Annotated in this window: 13 protein-coding genes; 9 read left to right on the top strand and 4 right to left on the bottom strand. The window is 65.1% G+C overall.

The window, feature by feature from the left end:
* Positions 1 to 15 precede the first annotated feature (15 nt).
* Positions 16 to 825, top strand: coding sequence for an NAD(P)H-binding protein (locus FOY51_RS03240; RefSeq protein ID WP_149428722.1), 810 nt, complete (start codon positions 16 to 18; stop codon positions 823 to 825).
* A gap of 106 nt (positions 826 to 931) precedes the next feature.
* A complete protein-coding gene (locus tag FOY51_RS27085) occupies positions 932 to 1273 on the top strand; it encodes a hypothetical protein (protein ID WP_187776153.1) in 342 nt (113 codons plus the stop codon).
* Positions 1274 to 1287: 14 nt separating this feature from the next.
* Here FOY51_RS27085 and FOY51_RS03230 read toward each other — a convergent pair whose 3' ends face one another.
* Positions 1288 to 4512 carry an AfsR/SARP family transcriptional regulator gene (locus FOY51_RS03230; RefSeq protein WP_149428721.1) on the bottom strand — a complete coding sequence of 1075 codons (3225 nt, stop codon included), beginning with the start codon at positions 4510 to 4512 and terminating at the stop codon, positions 1288 to 1290.
* 97 nt (positions 4513 to 4609) lie between these two features.
* Between FOY51_RS03230 and FOY51_RS03225 the strand changes: the two genes are divergently transcribed.
* Both FOY51_RS03225 and FOY51_RS03220 read left to right on the top strand, forming a co-directional pair.
* Positions 4610 to 5197: an NADPH-dependent FMN reductase gene (locus FOY51_RS03225; RefSeq protein WP_149428720.1), complete on the top strand. Its 588-nt coding sequence runs from the start codon at positions 4610 to 4612 to the stop codon at positions 5195 to 5197.
* Between the two features lie 81 nt (positions 5198 to 5278).
* Positions 5279 to 6466, top strand: a complete 1188-nt coding sequence (locus FOY51_RS03220; protein ID WP_187776152.1) for a lipase family protein — start codon at positions 5279 to 5281, stop codon at positions 6464 to 6466.
* 1 nt (position 6467) lies between these two features.
* On the opposite strand, the gene FOY51_RS03215 is transcribed toward FOY51_RS03220, so the two are convergent.
* Positions 6468 to 7628, bottom strand: a complete 1161-nt coding sequence (locus FOY51_RS03215; protein ID WP_149428718.1) for a TDT family transporter — start codon at positions 7626 to 7628, stop codon at positions 6468 to 6470.
* Between the two features lie 79 nt (positions 7629 to 7707).
* Between FOY51_RS03215 and FOY51_RS03210 the strand changes: the two genes are divergently transcribed.
* The 3 genes from FOY51_RS03210 to dinB are packed head-to-tail and all read left to right on the top strand — an operon-like array spanning position 7708 to position 10675.
* Complete coding sequence (locus FOY51_RS03210) at positions 7708 to 8640, top strand: LysR family transcriptional regulator (RefSeq protein ID WP_235916076.1); 933 nt, start codon at positions 7708 to 7710, stop codon at positions 8638 to 8640.
* Positions 8641 to 8672: 32 nt separating this feature from the next.
* The gene (locus FOY51_RS03205; RefSeq protein ID WP_149428717.1) at positions 8673 to 9431 is read left to right on the top strand and encodes an acyl-[acyl-carrier-protein] thioesterase; all 759 of its coding nucleotides are present in this window, start codon (positions 8673 to 8675) and stop codon (positions 9429 to 9431) included.
* A gap of 44 nt (positions 9432 to 9475) precedes the next feature.
* Complete coding sequence (dinB, locus tag FOY51_RS03200) at positions 9476 to 10675, top strand: DNA polymerase IV (protein ID WP_149428716.1); 1200 nt, start codon at positions 9476 to 9478, stop codon at positions 10673 to 10675.
* On the opposite strand, the gene FOY51_RS03195 is transcribed toward dinB, so the two are convergent.
* Positions 10676 to 11494, bottom strand: coding sequence for a DUF5602 domain-containing protein (locus FOY51_RS03195; protein WP_149428715.1), 819 nt, complete (start codon positions 11492 to 11494; stop codon positions 10676 to 10678). It lies immediately after the preceding gene.
* 186 nt (positions 11495 to 11680) lie between these two features.
* On the opposite strand from FOY51_RS03195, the gene FOY51_RS03190 reads away from it, so the two are divergent.
* The gene (locus FOY51_RS03190) at positions 11681 to 12667 is read left to right on the top strand and encodes an ATP-binding cassette domain-containing protein (protein WP_149428714.1); all 987 of its coding nucleotides are present in this window, start codon (positions 11681 to 11683) and stop codon (positions 12665 to 12667) included.
* On the top strand, positions 12664 to 13467 hold the full coding sequence (locus FOY51_RS03185; protein WP_149428713.1) for an ABC transporter permease: 804 nt from the start codon (positions 12664 to 12666) through the stop codon (positions 13465 to 13467). Before FOY51_RS03190 ends, FOY51_RS03185 begins: the two co-directional genes overlap by 4 nt.
* Here the strand turns inward: FOY51_RS03185 and FOY51_RS03180 are convergent.
* Positions 13464 to 14381: an NADP-dependent oxidoreductase gene (locus tag FOY51_RS03180; protein ID WP_149428712.1), complete on the bottom strand. Its 918-nt coding sequence runs from the start codon at positions 14379 to 14381 to the stop codon at positions 13464 to 13466. The two genes, FOY51_RS03185 and FOY51_RS03180, sit on opposite strands and share 4 nt — an antisense overlap.
* Positions 14382 to 14416 lie beyond the last annotated feature (35 nt).

Genomic DNA, 14416 nt, shown 5'->3' with positions numbered 1-14416 from the left:
CGTATGCTGTACGGCATGACGATTCTCGTGACAGGGGCTACTGGAAATATCGGCCGAATGGTCGTCGACCACCTGCTCACGCGCGGGGCCACGGACGTGCGCGCGCTCACCAACAATCCGTCGAAAGCCGCATTGCCATCCGGCGTGGAGGTGGTGCACGGCTATCTCGGCAAGCTCGACACCTTGCCCGCCGCGTTCGACGGCGTCGACCAGCTCTACCTCGCCCCACTGCTCGCCACCGCGGACGAGGCGGTGCAGATCGCTGCTCGGGCCGGGGTGAAACACGTCGTCGACGTCGCAGGTCCGCCAGGAAATTGGTGGTACCCGATCTCCGAAGCTATCGAACGGACGGGCGTGGAATGGACACACTTGTGGCCGGGTGAGTTCATGGAAAACGCCGCGATCTGGGCCGACCAGATCCGCGGCGGGACGGTTCGAGAACCGTATCCGACGGCGGCCAACGCGCCGACGGCCATGGACGACATCGCGGCAATGGCGGCAGCGGTCCTGGTCGACGACGACCACCGTGGCAAGGCCTATCGACTGACGGGGCCGCAATCCCTCACCAGACGTGAACGCGTCCGTCAGATCGCAATTGCGCTCGACCGGCACATCGACTTCCAGACCGTGTCGCTCGGCGAAGGCATCGAGGTGTTGCAACCGTCGATGGGCGACCACGCGCAGTGGTACCTCGAAGGATTGGCGTCGCTGGTCGAGCACCCCGAACAGCCGAATACCGTTTTCGCCGATGTGATGGGCCGGGAACCGACGTCCTTCGCCGACTGGATCGCGAAGAACGTCGCCCTTTTCCACCCGAAGACCTAACCCGCAGCCAGCGGATTCACAGGTTGATAACAGGTACTGCGCAGTCCGAAGGCGTTCGATTGAAACCAGCACCAACCAGTGCGCCGAACAGGAAGAAGGATCGAAGATGCTCGAGAAAGCGAAGCAGATGGGCGCTCGTCGCCTGATCACGCGGATTGTGGTGACCGGGGCGATCGCCGCGGTACCGCTGACCGTGGTGGCTGCCCCCGCAATGGCCGATCCCGCGCCGGGCGTGGTGCAGGCAGACCGGAACTGGGACAACAACCACCACGACGGTAACTGGGATCGTGACCACGGCCGTCACGACCGCGACAACCACTGGCAGCAGCAGGGTCCCGCCTTCCCAGGGTTCCCCGGGTTCCCGGGCATCGGCTTCCCGCCGCCCCCGCCGCCGCCCGCGCCCGGGCTTGGAGGCCTCCTGCCGAGCGGGCTGTTCGGCAGTAGCTAGCGTTTGCGAGGGCGCTAGACGATGAGGGGTCCGATGGCGACTGCGCGCGCCTGAACCGGTGTCAATTCGGCACCGGTGGCCAGCGCAGTCGCCATCGGCTCGACCCCCAAACCGGCTACGACGGACTCGGTGATTCGATCGACATCGCTCGACTCTGCCGGCGCCAGCGGCATGCCTGCCGACTTTCGCAAAGCTGCGGCGGCGCCCAACAGTGTTGCGGCACCATCTAATTCACTCACCATGGCCAGCGCGGTCGCCAACCCCTCGAGTCCGTACGCGGTATCTCGCGGCGCATCGAGGGTTATTGCATAGTCCAGTGCGGACAGGTGCAGCTCGCGCGCGCGAGCAGCGTCGCCTCGCGCGATCATCACGAATCCGAGTTCCGCCAGGATCATCGGTAAGTAGATCGGCGGTTCTGCGGTGTCGTCCGTCGGCTCCGCGTCTCGAAGCATGCTGCGCAGCAACGGTTCCGCGGAGTCGAGATCGCCTGCCTTGCGTGCGGCGAAACTCAGCCCGAGCGACGCGAAGATCGCGCCTGAACGCGAACCCTGCTCCTTTGCCATGCGCAACGCGGGCTCGCACAACTCTTGCGCGGCAACGTAGTCACCTCGTTGATGAGCGATCCAGCCCAGCCACGACAGGTGCGACGACACGTCCGGCCACAATTCCAGCTCCTGCGCGATGTCCAGGCCGTTGCGGTGATAGTCGGCCGCCGAATCCAGGTCGCCGGTCAACTCGGCAAGACCTCCGAGCCATTCGGTCGCGCGCAGTTGACCCCAACGGTCGCCGAGGCGGTCGAAGATTTCCGCCGCACTCCGCGCGTGCAGTTCGAGTTGGGCGACGTCGCCGCGGATATGTGCGAAGTGTGCTTTCGCGACTTTCGTTGCAGCCGTTCCCCACTGGTCGTCGAGGGCGGCGAATGCGTCGAGGGCGGTGTCCAGGCGGTCCGACGCGCTGCTCAGATTCCCTGAATCCATACCCGTGAAGGCGAGGAACCAGTAGGCGCGGGCCCGCGTATGCGGATCGACGATAGCGGCGGTCGCGTCGAGGGCATCGGCCAGCGAGTCCGACGCGCAACCCTGCTCCTGGGCGATCCCGACCGACCAGGCTCGCGCTCGAGCGACGGCCGACCGGTCGGCATCAGGCAGGGCGGCGGCTGCATCCAGCGTGCGTTTAGCCTCGGCAAGCCGACCGCGCAGAAAGCGGTACCAGACAAGCGAACTCGCAAGTTGCAGAGCCTGATCCGAGTCCGATGCGGCGAGCGCCCCGTCGAAGGCGCTGCGGAGGTTCGCACTCTCGGAATCGAGGAGTCGTAGCCAGGCGTGCTGATTCGGACCGTTGAGCTGTGGCTCGGCATCGAGTGCCAGCTGGGTGTAGTAGGCGCGGTGACGGTGTTGAACCGCGGGCACCTCGCCTGCGTCCGACAGCCGTGCAAGAGCGTATGCCGCTACCGATTCCAGCAGGCGGTAGCGCGACTGTCCGTTGGCATGGACGACCGTGACGAGGGATCGATCGACCAGGCGGATGACCAGTTCGGACACGTCCTCGACGGGCAGATCGTCAGCTGCACAGACGAACTCCGCGGCAGCCAGCGTGCACCCGTCGACGTGGACGGCGAGCCTGCGCAACGCGATCTGCTCGGGCTCGGCGAGCAGTTCCCAACTCCAGTCGATCATCGCGGCGAGCGTCTGCTGCCGCGGTGGTGCACCGCGATGCCCGGTTGCCAACAACCGGAATCGATCGTCGAGGCGGGATACCATCTCGTGAACACCCAGTGTGCGAACGCGATTCGCTGCGAGCTCGAGCGCCAACGGTATCCCGTCGAGGCGACGACACAGCGTTGCGACCGGTGCCGCCGTGGAGTCGTCGAGGCCGAAATCGCGAGCCCCGGCGGCGGCGCGGCTGACGAACAGCTGGACTGCGCTGGATCGCTCGAGCTCCGCAATATCGGCACCGCGCGCCGGAATCTCCAGCGGCGCAACGCTCCACACCAGTTCACCCGGCAGATTGATCGGTTCACGGCTGGTTGCCAGGATGCGCAGCCCAGGTGCAGCCTCGACCAGCAGCTCTGCGATGTCGGCAACCGGATCGATCAGATGCTCACAGTTGTCCAGGACCAGCAGCAGCTGCCGTTCGCGAACTGCAGCCGCAATACGATCGCGGATGGGCAGGTCGTCGGCGGAGTCTCGAATGTCGAGGACGGTCGACACAGCATCGAGCACCGCTGTCGACGCCGCACCGGTTCGGTCGAGACCTGCCAGCTCCACCAGCAGCGCGCCGCCCGGAAACGACTCGGCAACGGAATGCGCTGCCGCGATGGCCAGCCGGGTTTTGCCGACGCCACCGGGTCCGGTCAGCGTCAGAAGCCGCGTATCCGGTATGGCGGTGCGCAATTCGTCGAGAACGTCGTCGCGTCCGATCAGTCCCGCTAAGGGTGTCGGCAGGTTCGACTGCCGACGAGCGACGGTAGGCACTCGTTCCGGCGGCGCGGCCAGAGCTGGATCCTGATCGAGGATCGCGCGCTGAAGATCGGTGACCTCGGGGCCGGGGTCGAGCCCCAACTCGTCGGCGAGCCGAGTACGCAGCTCGGCGAAACTGTCGAGCGCATCGCGTTGCCGACCAGCCCTGTACAGCGCGCGCATATGTGCCGCCCGCAAGCGTTCGCGCAGTGGATGTTCCGCAACGTGATCTGCCAGATCGCCGGCCAGCTGGGCATGTTCACCCAGCTCGAGGCGCAGCAGCGCCAAGTCTTCGATGGCGACCAGGCGCTGCTCCTCCAATCGTGTGATCGCAGGCTGCGTGAACGACTCGTCGGCGAAGTCGGCGTAGGCCCTGCCGCGCCACAGCGCCAGTGCGTCGATGAGTAAATCGGCGGCGGCGCGCGGATCGTGGGCTCGACCGGCGTCGGCGATCAACGACTCGAACTGGCTCGCGTCCACAGCATCGGCAGCGGCGTTCAGTCGGTAACCCGGTGGCGGCGACACCACCAACTCGCGCGCGCCGGGCTCCGCGTCCTCGAATGCTCGTCGAAGCTGAGAGATCTTGGCGGACAACGTCCCCGCGGCGTTCCCGGGTGGGTGTTCACCCCAGACGTCGTCGATCAACCGATCGCCCGCGATCGGACGACCCGCATGAACGAGCAGGTCGGCCAGCACTGCACGGACCTTCAAGCCGGGGATCGGGACGGGCGTGCCCGCCGTCGTCCACACCGCAAGTGACCCCAGTACACCGAATCGCATGCAACGCAGCCTAGTGAGTGCTCGATGCGAACTCTGTCCGTAAACAAACCGTAAGCGGACTCAGGCAGTGTTTCAGGTGACAACAAGGAGGTCGGACATGTCGATCGACGCGAAACTCCGGGTCGCCGTGATCATCGGTAGCACCCGACACGGTCGATTCGGGCCGACCGCAGCCAACTGGTTCACCGCCCACGCGTCGCGCAGGCGCGAACTCGACATCGACGTCGTCGATCTCGTCGAAACGGATCTTCCCGAAGCGTTGGGCGATCAGGACGAGGACGTGCCGCCGCAGGTACAGGCATTGGCGCCGAGACTGAGCGCGGCAGACGCGTTCGTCGTCGTGACTCCCGAGTACAACCACAGCTTTCCCGCAGCCGTGAAGACCGTGATCGACTGGTACTTCGACGAATGGGCCGCGAAGCCGGTCACCTTCGTGTCCTACGGACGTGAGTCCGGCGGGCTGCATGCCACCGCGCAACTGCGGCAGGTGTTCGCCGAACTGAATGCGGTCGCGATCCGAAACACGGTGAGCCTGCCCTGTTATTGGGATCAGTTTGCCGCCGACGGGAGCTGGCCGAAGCAGACGTCGGGATTCGACGACGCCATCACCGTCACCCTCGATCAGCTTGTGTGGTGGGCGTCGGCGTTGCGGTCGGCGCGAGCGAAATCGCCCTATCCGTGCTGACCGACGATCGGGCTTACGCGTCGTAGACTGTGGCCGCAGTCACTTTCTGTCAACGACGACAGTTCTGGGGAAGCCATGCGGATGCGCACGGGAACACGACTGGCACTGCTTACCTTGTGGTTCAGCGCAATCGGGCTGCAGCCGATGACTGCGGGCGCAGATCCGTTGCCGGAGCCGACTGCGGACGCCTTCTACGACGCCCCCGCAGGCTTCGCCACCGCCGCGCCGGGCACCGTCTTTCGCACCCGTCCAGTTGCGTTGACCTTCTACGGAATTCCCACGCCGATCACAGCGACACAGGCCCTGTTTCGCACCGCGGACTCACACGATGCGCCGGTCACGGCAGTGACCACCGTGATCCCGTCGAGCACACCACGACCGGGCCATCCGGTGATCAGCTATCAGATCGCCATCGATGGGCTTGCAGCGCAATGCAATCCGTCCTACCGCCTCCGGATCGGCACCGAGGGCGACCTGCGGGTTCTGGTGATGCTGCTGCAGCAGGGCTACGGCGTGGTCGTCACCGATCATCAAGGTCCGCGCAATGCCTACGGCGCCGGGAAGATGTCCGGGCGCGCGACGCTGGACGGAATCCGGGCCGCCGAATCGTTGCCGGATACCGGATTCGACGGTGTGCGAACACCTGTGGCGATGTGGGGCTACTCGGGTGGCGCATTGGCCACCGGTTGGGCGGCGCAGCTGCAACCGTCGTATGCGCCCGAACTGAACGTGAAAGCCGTTGCGGCCGGAGGTACTCCGGCAGATCTGCAAGCCGCGGGCCGTCAGATGAACGGCGGGCCGGCGTCGAGCGTGTACCTGATGGGCGTGATCGGCGTGAGCCGCGAGTATCCGGACATGCAAGGGCTGCGGGATCTGCTCAACGATCAAGGGCGCCAAGCGGAACAGGTGCTGTCCGGCCGATGCATCGAGGAGGGTGCGATCGCGTACCCGTTTCGCCAGCTCGGCGATTTCACCATCGTCCCGAATCCGCTCGACGATCCCCGAGTCCAGAAGTTCTTCGCGGAACTCAAACTCGGCGCCGCCGCTCCCACCGCGCCTGTGTATCTCTATCACGCCGTTTACGACGAGGGCATGCCGTTCGCCGCGGCCCAGCAATTGGCGCGGGACTGGTGTGCGGGCGGTTCGAAGGTGTGGTTCCAGGCTGAGCAGGTTGCCGAACATCTGAGCCTGTCCGTCACGGAAACGCCTGCCGTGCTGAAGTTCTTCGCCGATCGGTTCGCCGGTTTGCCTGCACCGACCAATTGCTGACTTACGAGGGGAGGAAGAGCTGTCCGTTCAGCGAGCCTCGCACGGTGTGCGTTGCGACGGTGGCCCACGCGCTGAGCAGAAGGACGTAGAGCAGCACGGCCAGCCCGTGGATCGCTGTGGATCCGGCTGTGGTCCCCAGTGCAGTCGCCCCGGTGACACAGGTGCCGATGGGGAAGGTGAAGGACCACCAGGTAAGCGTGAACTGCAGACCCTGCCGAGCGGCATGGATCGTCAGGGCCACCGCGAGTGCGAAGAAGAGCACGCCGAAGCCGCCCATGATCACACCGAAGATCAGGCCGAACACATGCAATCCGGTGGCGAACATGGCCTGATCGCCGGTGAACACCAGGTCGGCTCGGACACCGAGAAGGTTTGCGGCAGTGATGGACTGGCCGATGACGCCGAGGGAGATCCAGACGGTAGGCGCAGCGTGGACGGCCGGCATGCCGCTGTGCAGCAGGCGGGAGTACACCAGGGTCAGCGTCATCAGGCCGATGATCAGACTGAGGCCGAACATCGCGTAGCAGGCGAGCAGCATCGTCAGTCGGGCCTGGCCCGCAGCCACGTGGGGGAGCAGCAGTGCTCCGGTCGAGGCGGAAACCATCGGCGGGACCACCGGCATCAACCACGCGGGAAGTGCTGTGGCAGTGGCGTGGTCGTGTGCCGTGATCATCCGAAACGGGATCCACACGCTGGTGGCGAGTCCGGCCAGTGTGCCGCCGATCCACAAAATCCAGTCGATGCCAAGTGCGGCGTCGAGCCCGATCACATCTTTCCCGAGCAACAGGGTGCCCGCGCCGACGGTGAGCATCGCCATCGGCGGCGCACCGTAGAACTGCGACATGACCGGGTGGTCGGCGTGTGCGCGAGCGTTGGCGCGGTGCCGAGTCCAATGCAGGCCGAAGGCGGTGCTCAGTCCGATCAACGCAATTGCGGCCAGGAGCCAGACCAACGTCGCGAAGGTGTGGAAGCCAACGATGTGCACGGGGAGCGTCGCTGCCGCGGTTGCCACGATTCCGGTACCCATCACCGATGCGAACCAGTTGGGCGTGATGTTCGCCAGCGCCGAGGTGCGAGCGTGGGATGTGACGGGCTGAAGTGTGACGGTCTGGGATGTGACGGGGCGCGGTGCATGTGTGCGCGGCAGGTAGGTGGTGGCCATGCAGTAAGCCTGGTCCGATCGGATCGGTGCCGGTAGCAGCCAATTTCTTGTATCGTTACAACTTGTGGTTGTAACGCGGTTGAGTTCGCACGTCCCTGACCTGGACGCATTGCAGATTCTGCTGGCCGTCGATTCGGCAGGAAGCATGAACGCCGCGGCGGCGATGGTCGGCATAACGCAGCAGGCCGCGTCCATGCGGATCCGGGCGATGGAAGCGCAGGTGGGTGTGGCGCTGCTGGCACGGAGTCCGCAGGGATCGCGGTTGACGTCGGCAGGCCTACTTGTGGCGCAGTGGGCGGGCACGGTGCTCGCCGCCGCCGAACGTCTGGATGCGGGTATCGCGTCGCTGCGCAACGACACTGCCGCACATCTGCATGTCGCGTCGAGCGTCACCGTCGCCGAGCATCTGGTGCCTCGATGGTTGGTCGCGTTGCGTGCGCAGCAACGGTCGTTCGGCGAGCCGGAGACCGAAGTGGAGCTCACTGCCGCCAACAGCGACGTGGTGATGCGCACGGTCGCCGACGGCGATGCCGACATCGGATTCATCGAGAGCCCGAAGGTTGCTCCCGCGCTGCATTCGCGCGTCGTCGCCCAGGATCGCTTGGTTGTCGTGGTGTCGCCGAACCACCCGTGGGCACGTCGCAAACGGCCGTTGCACGCCGGAGACCTTGCCGAAACCGCTTTCGTGACAAGAGAATCCGGATCGGGAACTCGGCAGGCGTTGGAGCGCGCGCTCCTCGACAGCCTGCCCGGCGGTACGGTTCTCGCGCCGCCGGTGATGGAGCTCGCCAGTGCAGCTGCTGTGCGCGCCGCCATCGCGGCCGGCGCCGCACCGGGCGCGATGAGTGATCTCGCCGTCGCCGACGACCTGGCACTGGGGCGGCTGGTCGCTGTCCCGGTTGCCGACCTCGATCTGACCCGGAAGCTGCGGGCGGTCTGGCGCGACGGTAGTCAACCGCCTGCCGGACCGGCCCGATCGTTGGTGGCTCTTGCTGCGCGGCCGATCAGATAACTGGCACCATGGCGGAAACGAAGGAGCAGCAGATGCCCGATGAGGCCGAGGTGGGGCACGAGCTCCAAGAATTGCCCGACGACGGTTACATCTATCGGACGTCGTGGCCGCTGCGGACACACGACATGGACGAGGACTACCGCCTCCGACTGGACGGCATAGCGCGGTACGCGCAGGAAACCGGTGCCGAGCACCTCGAGGATGCGAAGCAGACGCAATCTCATCCGCATTGGATCGTGCAGCGCACCGTCATCGATGTCATCGAACCGATCGTGTGGCCGAACTCCATCACCCTGCGCCGATGGTGCTCGGCACTGTCCACCCGGTGGTTGACCATGCGCGTGCGTCTGGACGGCGCCGACGGCGGCAGGATCGAAACCGAAGGCTTCTGGATCAACATGAGCAAGGATGCGGGCGGGCCTGCGCGGATCTCCGACGAATTCCTCGCTCAAATGGGCACGACTACCGACGAGCATCGATTGCGGTGGCGGCCGTGGCTGAAGGAACCGCGTCGCGCCGGGGATGTTGCCGAATTTCCTTTGCGGCGAACGGATCTCGATCATTTCGAACACCTCACCAACACCGTCTACTGGCACGGCATGCACGACGTGCTCGTTCGGCTGGCGCCGGAACTCGCGGCGTCGCCGCACCGCGCGGTCGTCGAATACCGCAAGCCCATCGTGTTCGGCGAAGCGGTCACCATTCATGCCGATCGCCGAGGCACTGCCGTCGACATCTGGTTCGTCGTCGGCGACGAGGTGCGAGCGGCCGGGTACTTGAACGCCCGCTGACACGGAGCCGTGTCGGACGGCTATGCGAACATACGTTCGTGTCCATGGCGTCGCGATCGGGTGAGGCGACGATTCTGCATGCCGATCTGGATGCGTTCTATGCTTCGGTAGAGCAGCGCGACGATCCGAGCCTGCGCGGCAAACCGGTGATCGTGGGTGGGGGTGTTGTGCTCGCCGCCAGCTACGAGGCGAAGGCGTTCGGCGTCCGCACGGCGAGCGGGGGGCGCCAGGCCTTGCAGCTGTGCCCGCAGGCGATCGTCGTGCCCCCGCGCTTCGACGCCTACGTGGAAGCGAGCAAGGCGGTGTTCGACGTGTTTCGGAACACCACACCGCTGGTGGAAGGGATTTCGATCGACGAGGCGTTCCTGGACGTCGGTGGCCTGCGCCGGATCGCGGGCACACCGGTCGACATCGCGACCAGGCTGCGACGTGAGGTGCGCGAGCAGGTGGGCCTGCCGATCACCGTGGGGATCGCACGCACCAAGTTTCTCGCGAAGGTGGCCAGTGCGGTGGGTAAGCCGGACGGGCTGCTCGAGGTTCCGCCCGACGGCGAGTTGACGTTTCTGCACCCGCTTCCGGTCGAAAGACTCTGGGGCGTAGGCGCTGTCACTGCGCGCAAGCTACACGAACGCGGGATCACCACTGTCGGTCAGCTGGCTCAGCACGGTGAATCGAGCCTGTCGTCGGCGTTGGGCAAGGCCTCGGGTAGGCACCTGTATGCGCTGTCTATGGCGCGTGATCCGCGCCGCGTCGAGGTCGGTCGGCGGCGGCGTTCGATCGGTTCGCAGCGTGCGCTCGGGCGCCGTCCCAAGTCCCAGGAAGACATCGAAGCAACGATGGTGGCGATCGTCGACCGGTTGGGCAAGCGGATGCGGACCGCCGAGCGGGTGTGTCGAACCGTGGTGCTGCGCATGCGTTTCGACGATTTCACCCGCGCGACGCGGTCGCACACCCTTGCCGAACCGACAGCCCACACCGAGACCTTGATGGTCACCGCGCGCGGGTTGCTCGACGCAGCGATGCCCATGATTCGCACCCGAGGTCTCACGCTGATCGGGATGTCGCTGAGCAATCTGGAGAACGACGACGCCGTCCAGTTGGCGCTGCCGTTCGACCCCAATTCCGGTGGTGAACTCGATGGCACCATCGACGACCTTCGCGACCGATTCGGGTCGACCGCGGTCACCCGGGCCGTGCTGCTCGGACGTAACCCGGGGATCTCGGTGCCTATGCTGCCGGACTAGTCAGGACTGTTCTCGGTGGGTCAGGCTGCCGAGTTGAATGTCGTATTCCTTTGCTGCGTCGTCGAAGTGGACGCTGTAGGTGGTCGGGTAGTAGCCGGTCTTCTGGTAGGCCTGCGGCTGCTTGATCTGCTGCTGGAGCGTGGGCTTGGTCAGCAGCCATTCGCGCGTGATCATCGGCTCCATGAACGTGTAGGTCCCGTTCCAGCTGCCGTTGATGAAGATCTGCTCGAAGTTGTACTGGCCGGGGATCGGCATTGCCGAGCCGTCCAACATGTGCACTCCCATGCCGGGCACGGCTTGCTGCGCGATCGGTGGTCCGGGCGGGGTGACGTAGTCCTGCGGTGTGTACTTCGGGTCGGGCAACCGTTCGGCTCGAGCGGCGAACTGCGGATCGGCGGGCGAGATGGCGTCCATCGCGGCCATGTCGACCATGTCGAAATGCACGTCGAAGTGGGGCTTGCCGAACAACGGTGCCGGGTCGTGACCGTGGCTGTTCCAATTCAGCATGACGCTGTCGAACGGGGTCTGCGCCGCCTGATCCGGGAAATCGATCATCGACATGGCCGGCGGCACGGCGTCTTCGGTGGGAAGCCCGTCGAGTGCGGTCTCCGACATGCGGACGCCGACCGCCGTGGGGTTGCCGTCTCCGTCAACGGTTGCGTACGTCCGCACCGTCCCGTGTCCGAGAGTTTGCGAAGGACCGTAGAACGTTCCGGCCTTGTCCGGCTCGGCGTCGCTCGAGCAGGCCGGAAGGAGAAATACGGTGGTGGCTGCGGCCAGAGCGAGTGCTGCGCCGCGGGTGAATCGAACTGTGCTCATCGTGTTGTTCTTTCTCGATCGAACGCCGCGTTCCGCGGATGAGAAAGATGATGAACCGCTCTGTGACCTGCGCTTGAGTAGCGGACTACTCGAATCGGACACCTGCATATTCGGACAATTAGGATGACATTGTCGGTGGGCTCCGCAATACTCGCTTGCAGTCGACGCACACGGAACGAGGGACATATGGCCGACGCAATCGTTGCCGAGGGACTGGTCAAGAAGTACGGAAAACAAGTCGCTCTCGACGGATTGGATCTGTCGGTCGCCGAGGGCACCGTGATGGCGCTACTCGGGCCGAACGGTGCGGGAAAGACCACCACCGTCCGGGTCTTGACGACTTTACTGGCACCGGATTCCGGCCGCGGTACCGTCGCGGGACTCGACGTGATCAAGGACGCGCGGGCGTTGCGCTCGAAGATCGGCGCTTCCGGACAGTACGCCGCGGTCGACGAATATCTCACCGGCGCAGAGAATTTGGAGATGGTGGGCAGGCTCTACCACCTGGGGATCAAGAACTCGAAGGCGCGCGCCAGGGACCTTCTCGAGCAGTTCGATCTCACCGACGCCGGTGATCGGCCGGTCAAGGGGTACTCCGGCGGCATGCGGCGCAGGCTGGATCTCGCGGGCGCATTGGTCGCCGATCCGCCGGTGCTGTTCCTGGACGAGCCGACCACGGGCCTCGATCCGCGTGCTCGTCTCGGGCTGTGGGACGTGATCGACGAACTGGTCGCGAAAGGCACCACCCTGCTGCTGACCAGCCAATACATGGAAGAGGCAGACCGTCTCGCCGATCGGATCGCGGTGATCGACCACGGCAAGGTGATCGCCCGCGGCACCTCCGACGAATTGAAGGATCAAGTCGGCGGTGAGCGCGTCGAGTTGAAGGTCGAAGATCAGGCGCAGCTCGAGACCGCTCGCGTGTTGCTCGCCCCGCTCGCGGTCGGCGACATTGCGGTGGAAGCGAACGTCCGCCGGATCACCGTTCCCGTCGCCGACGGATCCGAGGCCCTGGTTGCGGCGCTCGGCCGTCTGAGAGACGAGGGCATCAAGGTGCGCGATGTCGGACTACGACGACCCACTCTCGACGACGTGTTCCTCTCGTTGACGGGCCATGAGGCCGAAGAGGTGCAAGACGAGGATTCCATCGACGCGAAGGAGCTGAACCGATGAACGCCATTGCCATGGCGGCGGCCGACGGAATCACCATTGCCAAGCGCAACGTCATCAAGATCAAGCGGGTACCCGACCTACTGGTGTTCACCATCTTGTCGCCGATCATGTTCGTGCTGCTGTTCGGCTACATCTTCGGCAGCGCGATCGACCTGCCAGGCATGTCCTACCGCGAGTTCCTGATCGCCGGAATCTTCACGCAGACAGTCATTTTCGGAGCTTCCTGGACCGGCCTCGGCCTGGTCGAGGACATCCAGAAAGGCATCATCGACAGATTCCGATCACTGCCGATGGCGCCGTCGGCAGTGCTGATCGGTCGGACCACCAGCGACATCATCATCAACCTGATCAGCCTTGTCGTGATGGCATTGACGGGTCTCGCGATCGGGTGGCGTATCCGCACGTCGTTCCTGGAAGCGCTCGCGGGCTTCGGCCTGCTGCTGCTGTTCGCGTACGCACTGTCCTGGATGATGGCGGTGGTCGGGTTGATGATCCGCACGCCGGAAGTGTTCAACAACGCCACCTTCATGGTGATCTTCCCGCTCACCTTCCTTGCGAACACCTTCGTTCCCACCGAGCGTCTGCCCAGCTTCCTGAAGGTGGTCGCGGAATGGAATCCGGTATCGGCGCTCACCCAAGCCGTGCGAGAACTGTTCGGCAACACCAATCCGGACGTGCCGCCACCGACGGCGTGGCCACTGCAGCACTCGGTACTTGCATCGCTGCTGTGGACCGCCCTGTTCCTGGTGGTCTTCGTGCCGCTGGCCATCCGCCAGTACCAGAAGACGGTCAGCCGCTAGCCGACCTGAATCACGACCTTGCCCTTGGCATGACCCTTCTCCACTGCGGCGAGTGCATCGGGTGCATCGTCGAGCGCGATGATGTCCTCGACGTGCGGGTCGAGCTTGCCGTCTGCGACCAAGGACGCGACTGCGTCCAGCACGCGACTGGTCCGGTCGCGTTCGATCTGGTGACCGCCGAGTTCTTCCGCGGTGCCCGGATCGGCTGCGGTGATGAGCTTGGTGCGGTCGGTGAGGAGTTCGACAACGGCACGCAAGCCGTCGCCGCCTGCGAGGTCGAAGATCGCGTCGACGCCATCCGGCATGATCTGCCTGATCCGGTCGGCAACGCCATCGCCGTACGGGACCAAGATCGCACCGAGGGACTCGATCAGTTCTTGCTTGTCGGGGCTCGCCGTGCCGACCACGTTGATGCCGAGATCGCGTGCGATCTGGGCTGCAGCCACCCCGACGCCACCGCTGATGCCATTGATCAGCAGGGTCTGGCCCTTCTGCAAGCCGAGTTGGGTGACGCCGTCGTATGCGGTTGCACCGGCCACGCCCAAGGTCGACGCGTCGGTGAACGACACGTGGGCAGGCTTGTGCGAGGTGGCGGTTGCCGGTGTCAGTGTGTACTCGGCGAAGCTGCCGGAGTTCGGCGCGACGGTACCGAACACCTCGTCACCCTCGGTGAAGCCGTCGACATCCTGGCCGACCTTGCGAACCACCCCCGAGACCTCCGATCCGAGCACGGCGGGCATGTCGCGTTCCTGGAACTCGCGCAGGTGACCGGATCGGATCTTCCAGTCGACCGGATTGACGCCCGACGCCTTGACCTCGATCAACAGCTCGCCAGGCATGGGCGACGGTGTGTCGAGATCGAGAAAGTCCTGCGTGTCGGAGTTGCCGTATTCCGTGAATCCGTATGCCTTCATGAAAGAAGGCGTACCCGGCTCCCGTGCACGCAAAC

This window comes from Antrihabitans cavernicola (assembly GCF_008297975.1).
Taxonomy (GTDB): Bacteria; Actinomycetota; Actinomycetes; order Mycobacteriales; family Mycobacteriaceae; genus Antrihabitans; species Antrihabitans cavernicola.
Note: the sequence above shows the minus strand (reverse complement) of the source record. Positions and strands in the feature narration are given on the sequence as shown.

What these genes read in the sequence shown, in the direction of transcription:
- FOY51_RS03215 (WP_149428718.1), bottom strand. Translation starts at nt 7,628, where the DNA reads ATGGCCACCACCTACCTGCCGCGCACACATGCACCGCGCCCCGTCACA.
- FOY51_RS03180 (WP_149428712.1), bottom strand. Translation starts at nt 14,381, where the DNA reads ATGAAGGCATACGGATTCACGGAATACGGCAACTCCGACACGCAGGAC.
- FOY51_RS03230 (WP_149428721.1), bottom strand. Translation starts at nt 4,512, where the DNA reads ATGCGATTCGGTGTACTGGGGTCACTTGCGGTGTGGACGACGGCGGGC.
- FOY51_RS27085 (WP_187776153.1), top strand. Translation starts at nt 932, where the DNA reads ATGCTCGAGAAAGCGAAGCAGATGGGCGCTCGTCGCCTGATCACGCGG.
- FOY51_RS03205 (WP_149428717.1), top strand. Translation starts at nt 8,673, where the DNA reads ATGCCCGATGAGGCCGAGGTGGGGCACGAGCTCCAAGAATTGCCCGAC.
- FOY51_RS03220 (WP_187776152.1), top strand. Translation starts at nt 5,279, where the DNA reads ATGCGCACGGGAACACGACTGGCACTGCTTACCTTGTGGTTCAGCGCA.
- dinB (WP_149428716.1), top strand. Translation starts at nt 9,476, where the DNA reads ATGGCGTCGCGATCGGGTGAGGCGACGATTCTGCATGCCGATCTGGAT.
- FOY51_RS03240 (WP_149428722.1), top strand. Translation starts at nt 16, where the DNA reads ATGACGATTCTCGTGACAGGGGCTACTGGAAATATCGGCCGAATGGTC.
- FOY51_RS03195 (WP_149428715.1), bottom strand. Translation starts at nt 11,494, where the DNA reads ATGAGCACAGTTCGATTCACCCGCGGCGCAGCACTCGCTCTGGCCGCA.
- FOY51_RS03185 (WP_149428713.1), top strand. Translation starts at nt 12,664, where the DNA reads ATGAACGCCATTGCCATGGCGGCGGCCGACGGAATCACCATTGCCAAG.
- FOY51_RS03225 (WP_149428720.1), top strand. Translation starts at nt 4,610, where the DNA reads ATGTCGATCGACGCGAAACTCCGGGTCGCCGTGATCATCGGTAGCACC.
- FOY51_RS03190 (WP_149428714.1), top strand. Translation starts at nt 11,681, where the DNA reads ATGGCCGACGCAATCGTTGCCGAGGGACTGGTCAAGAAGTACGGAAAA.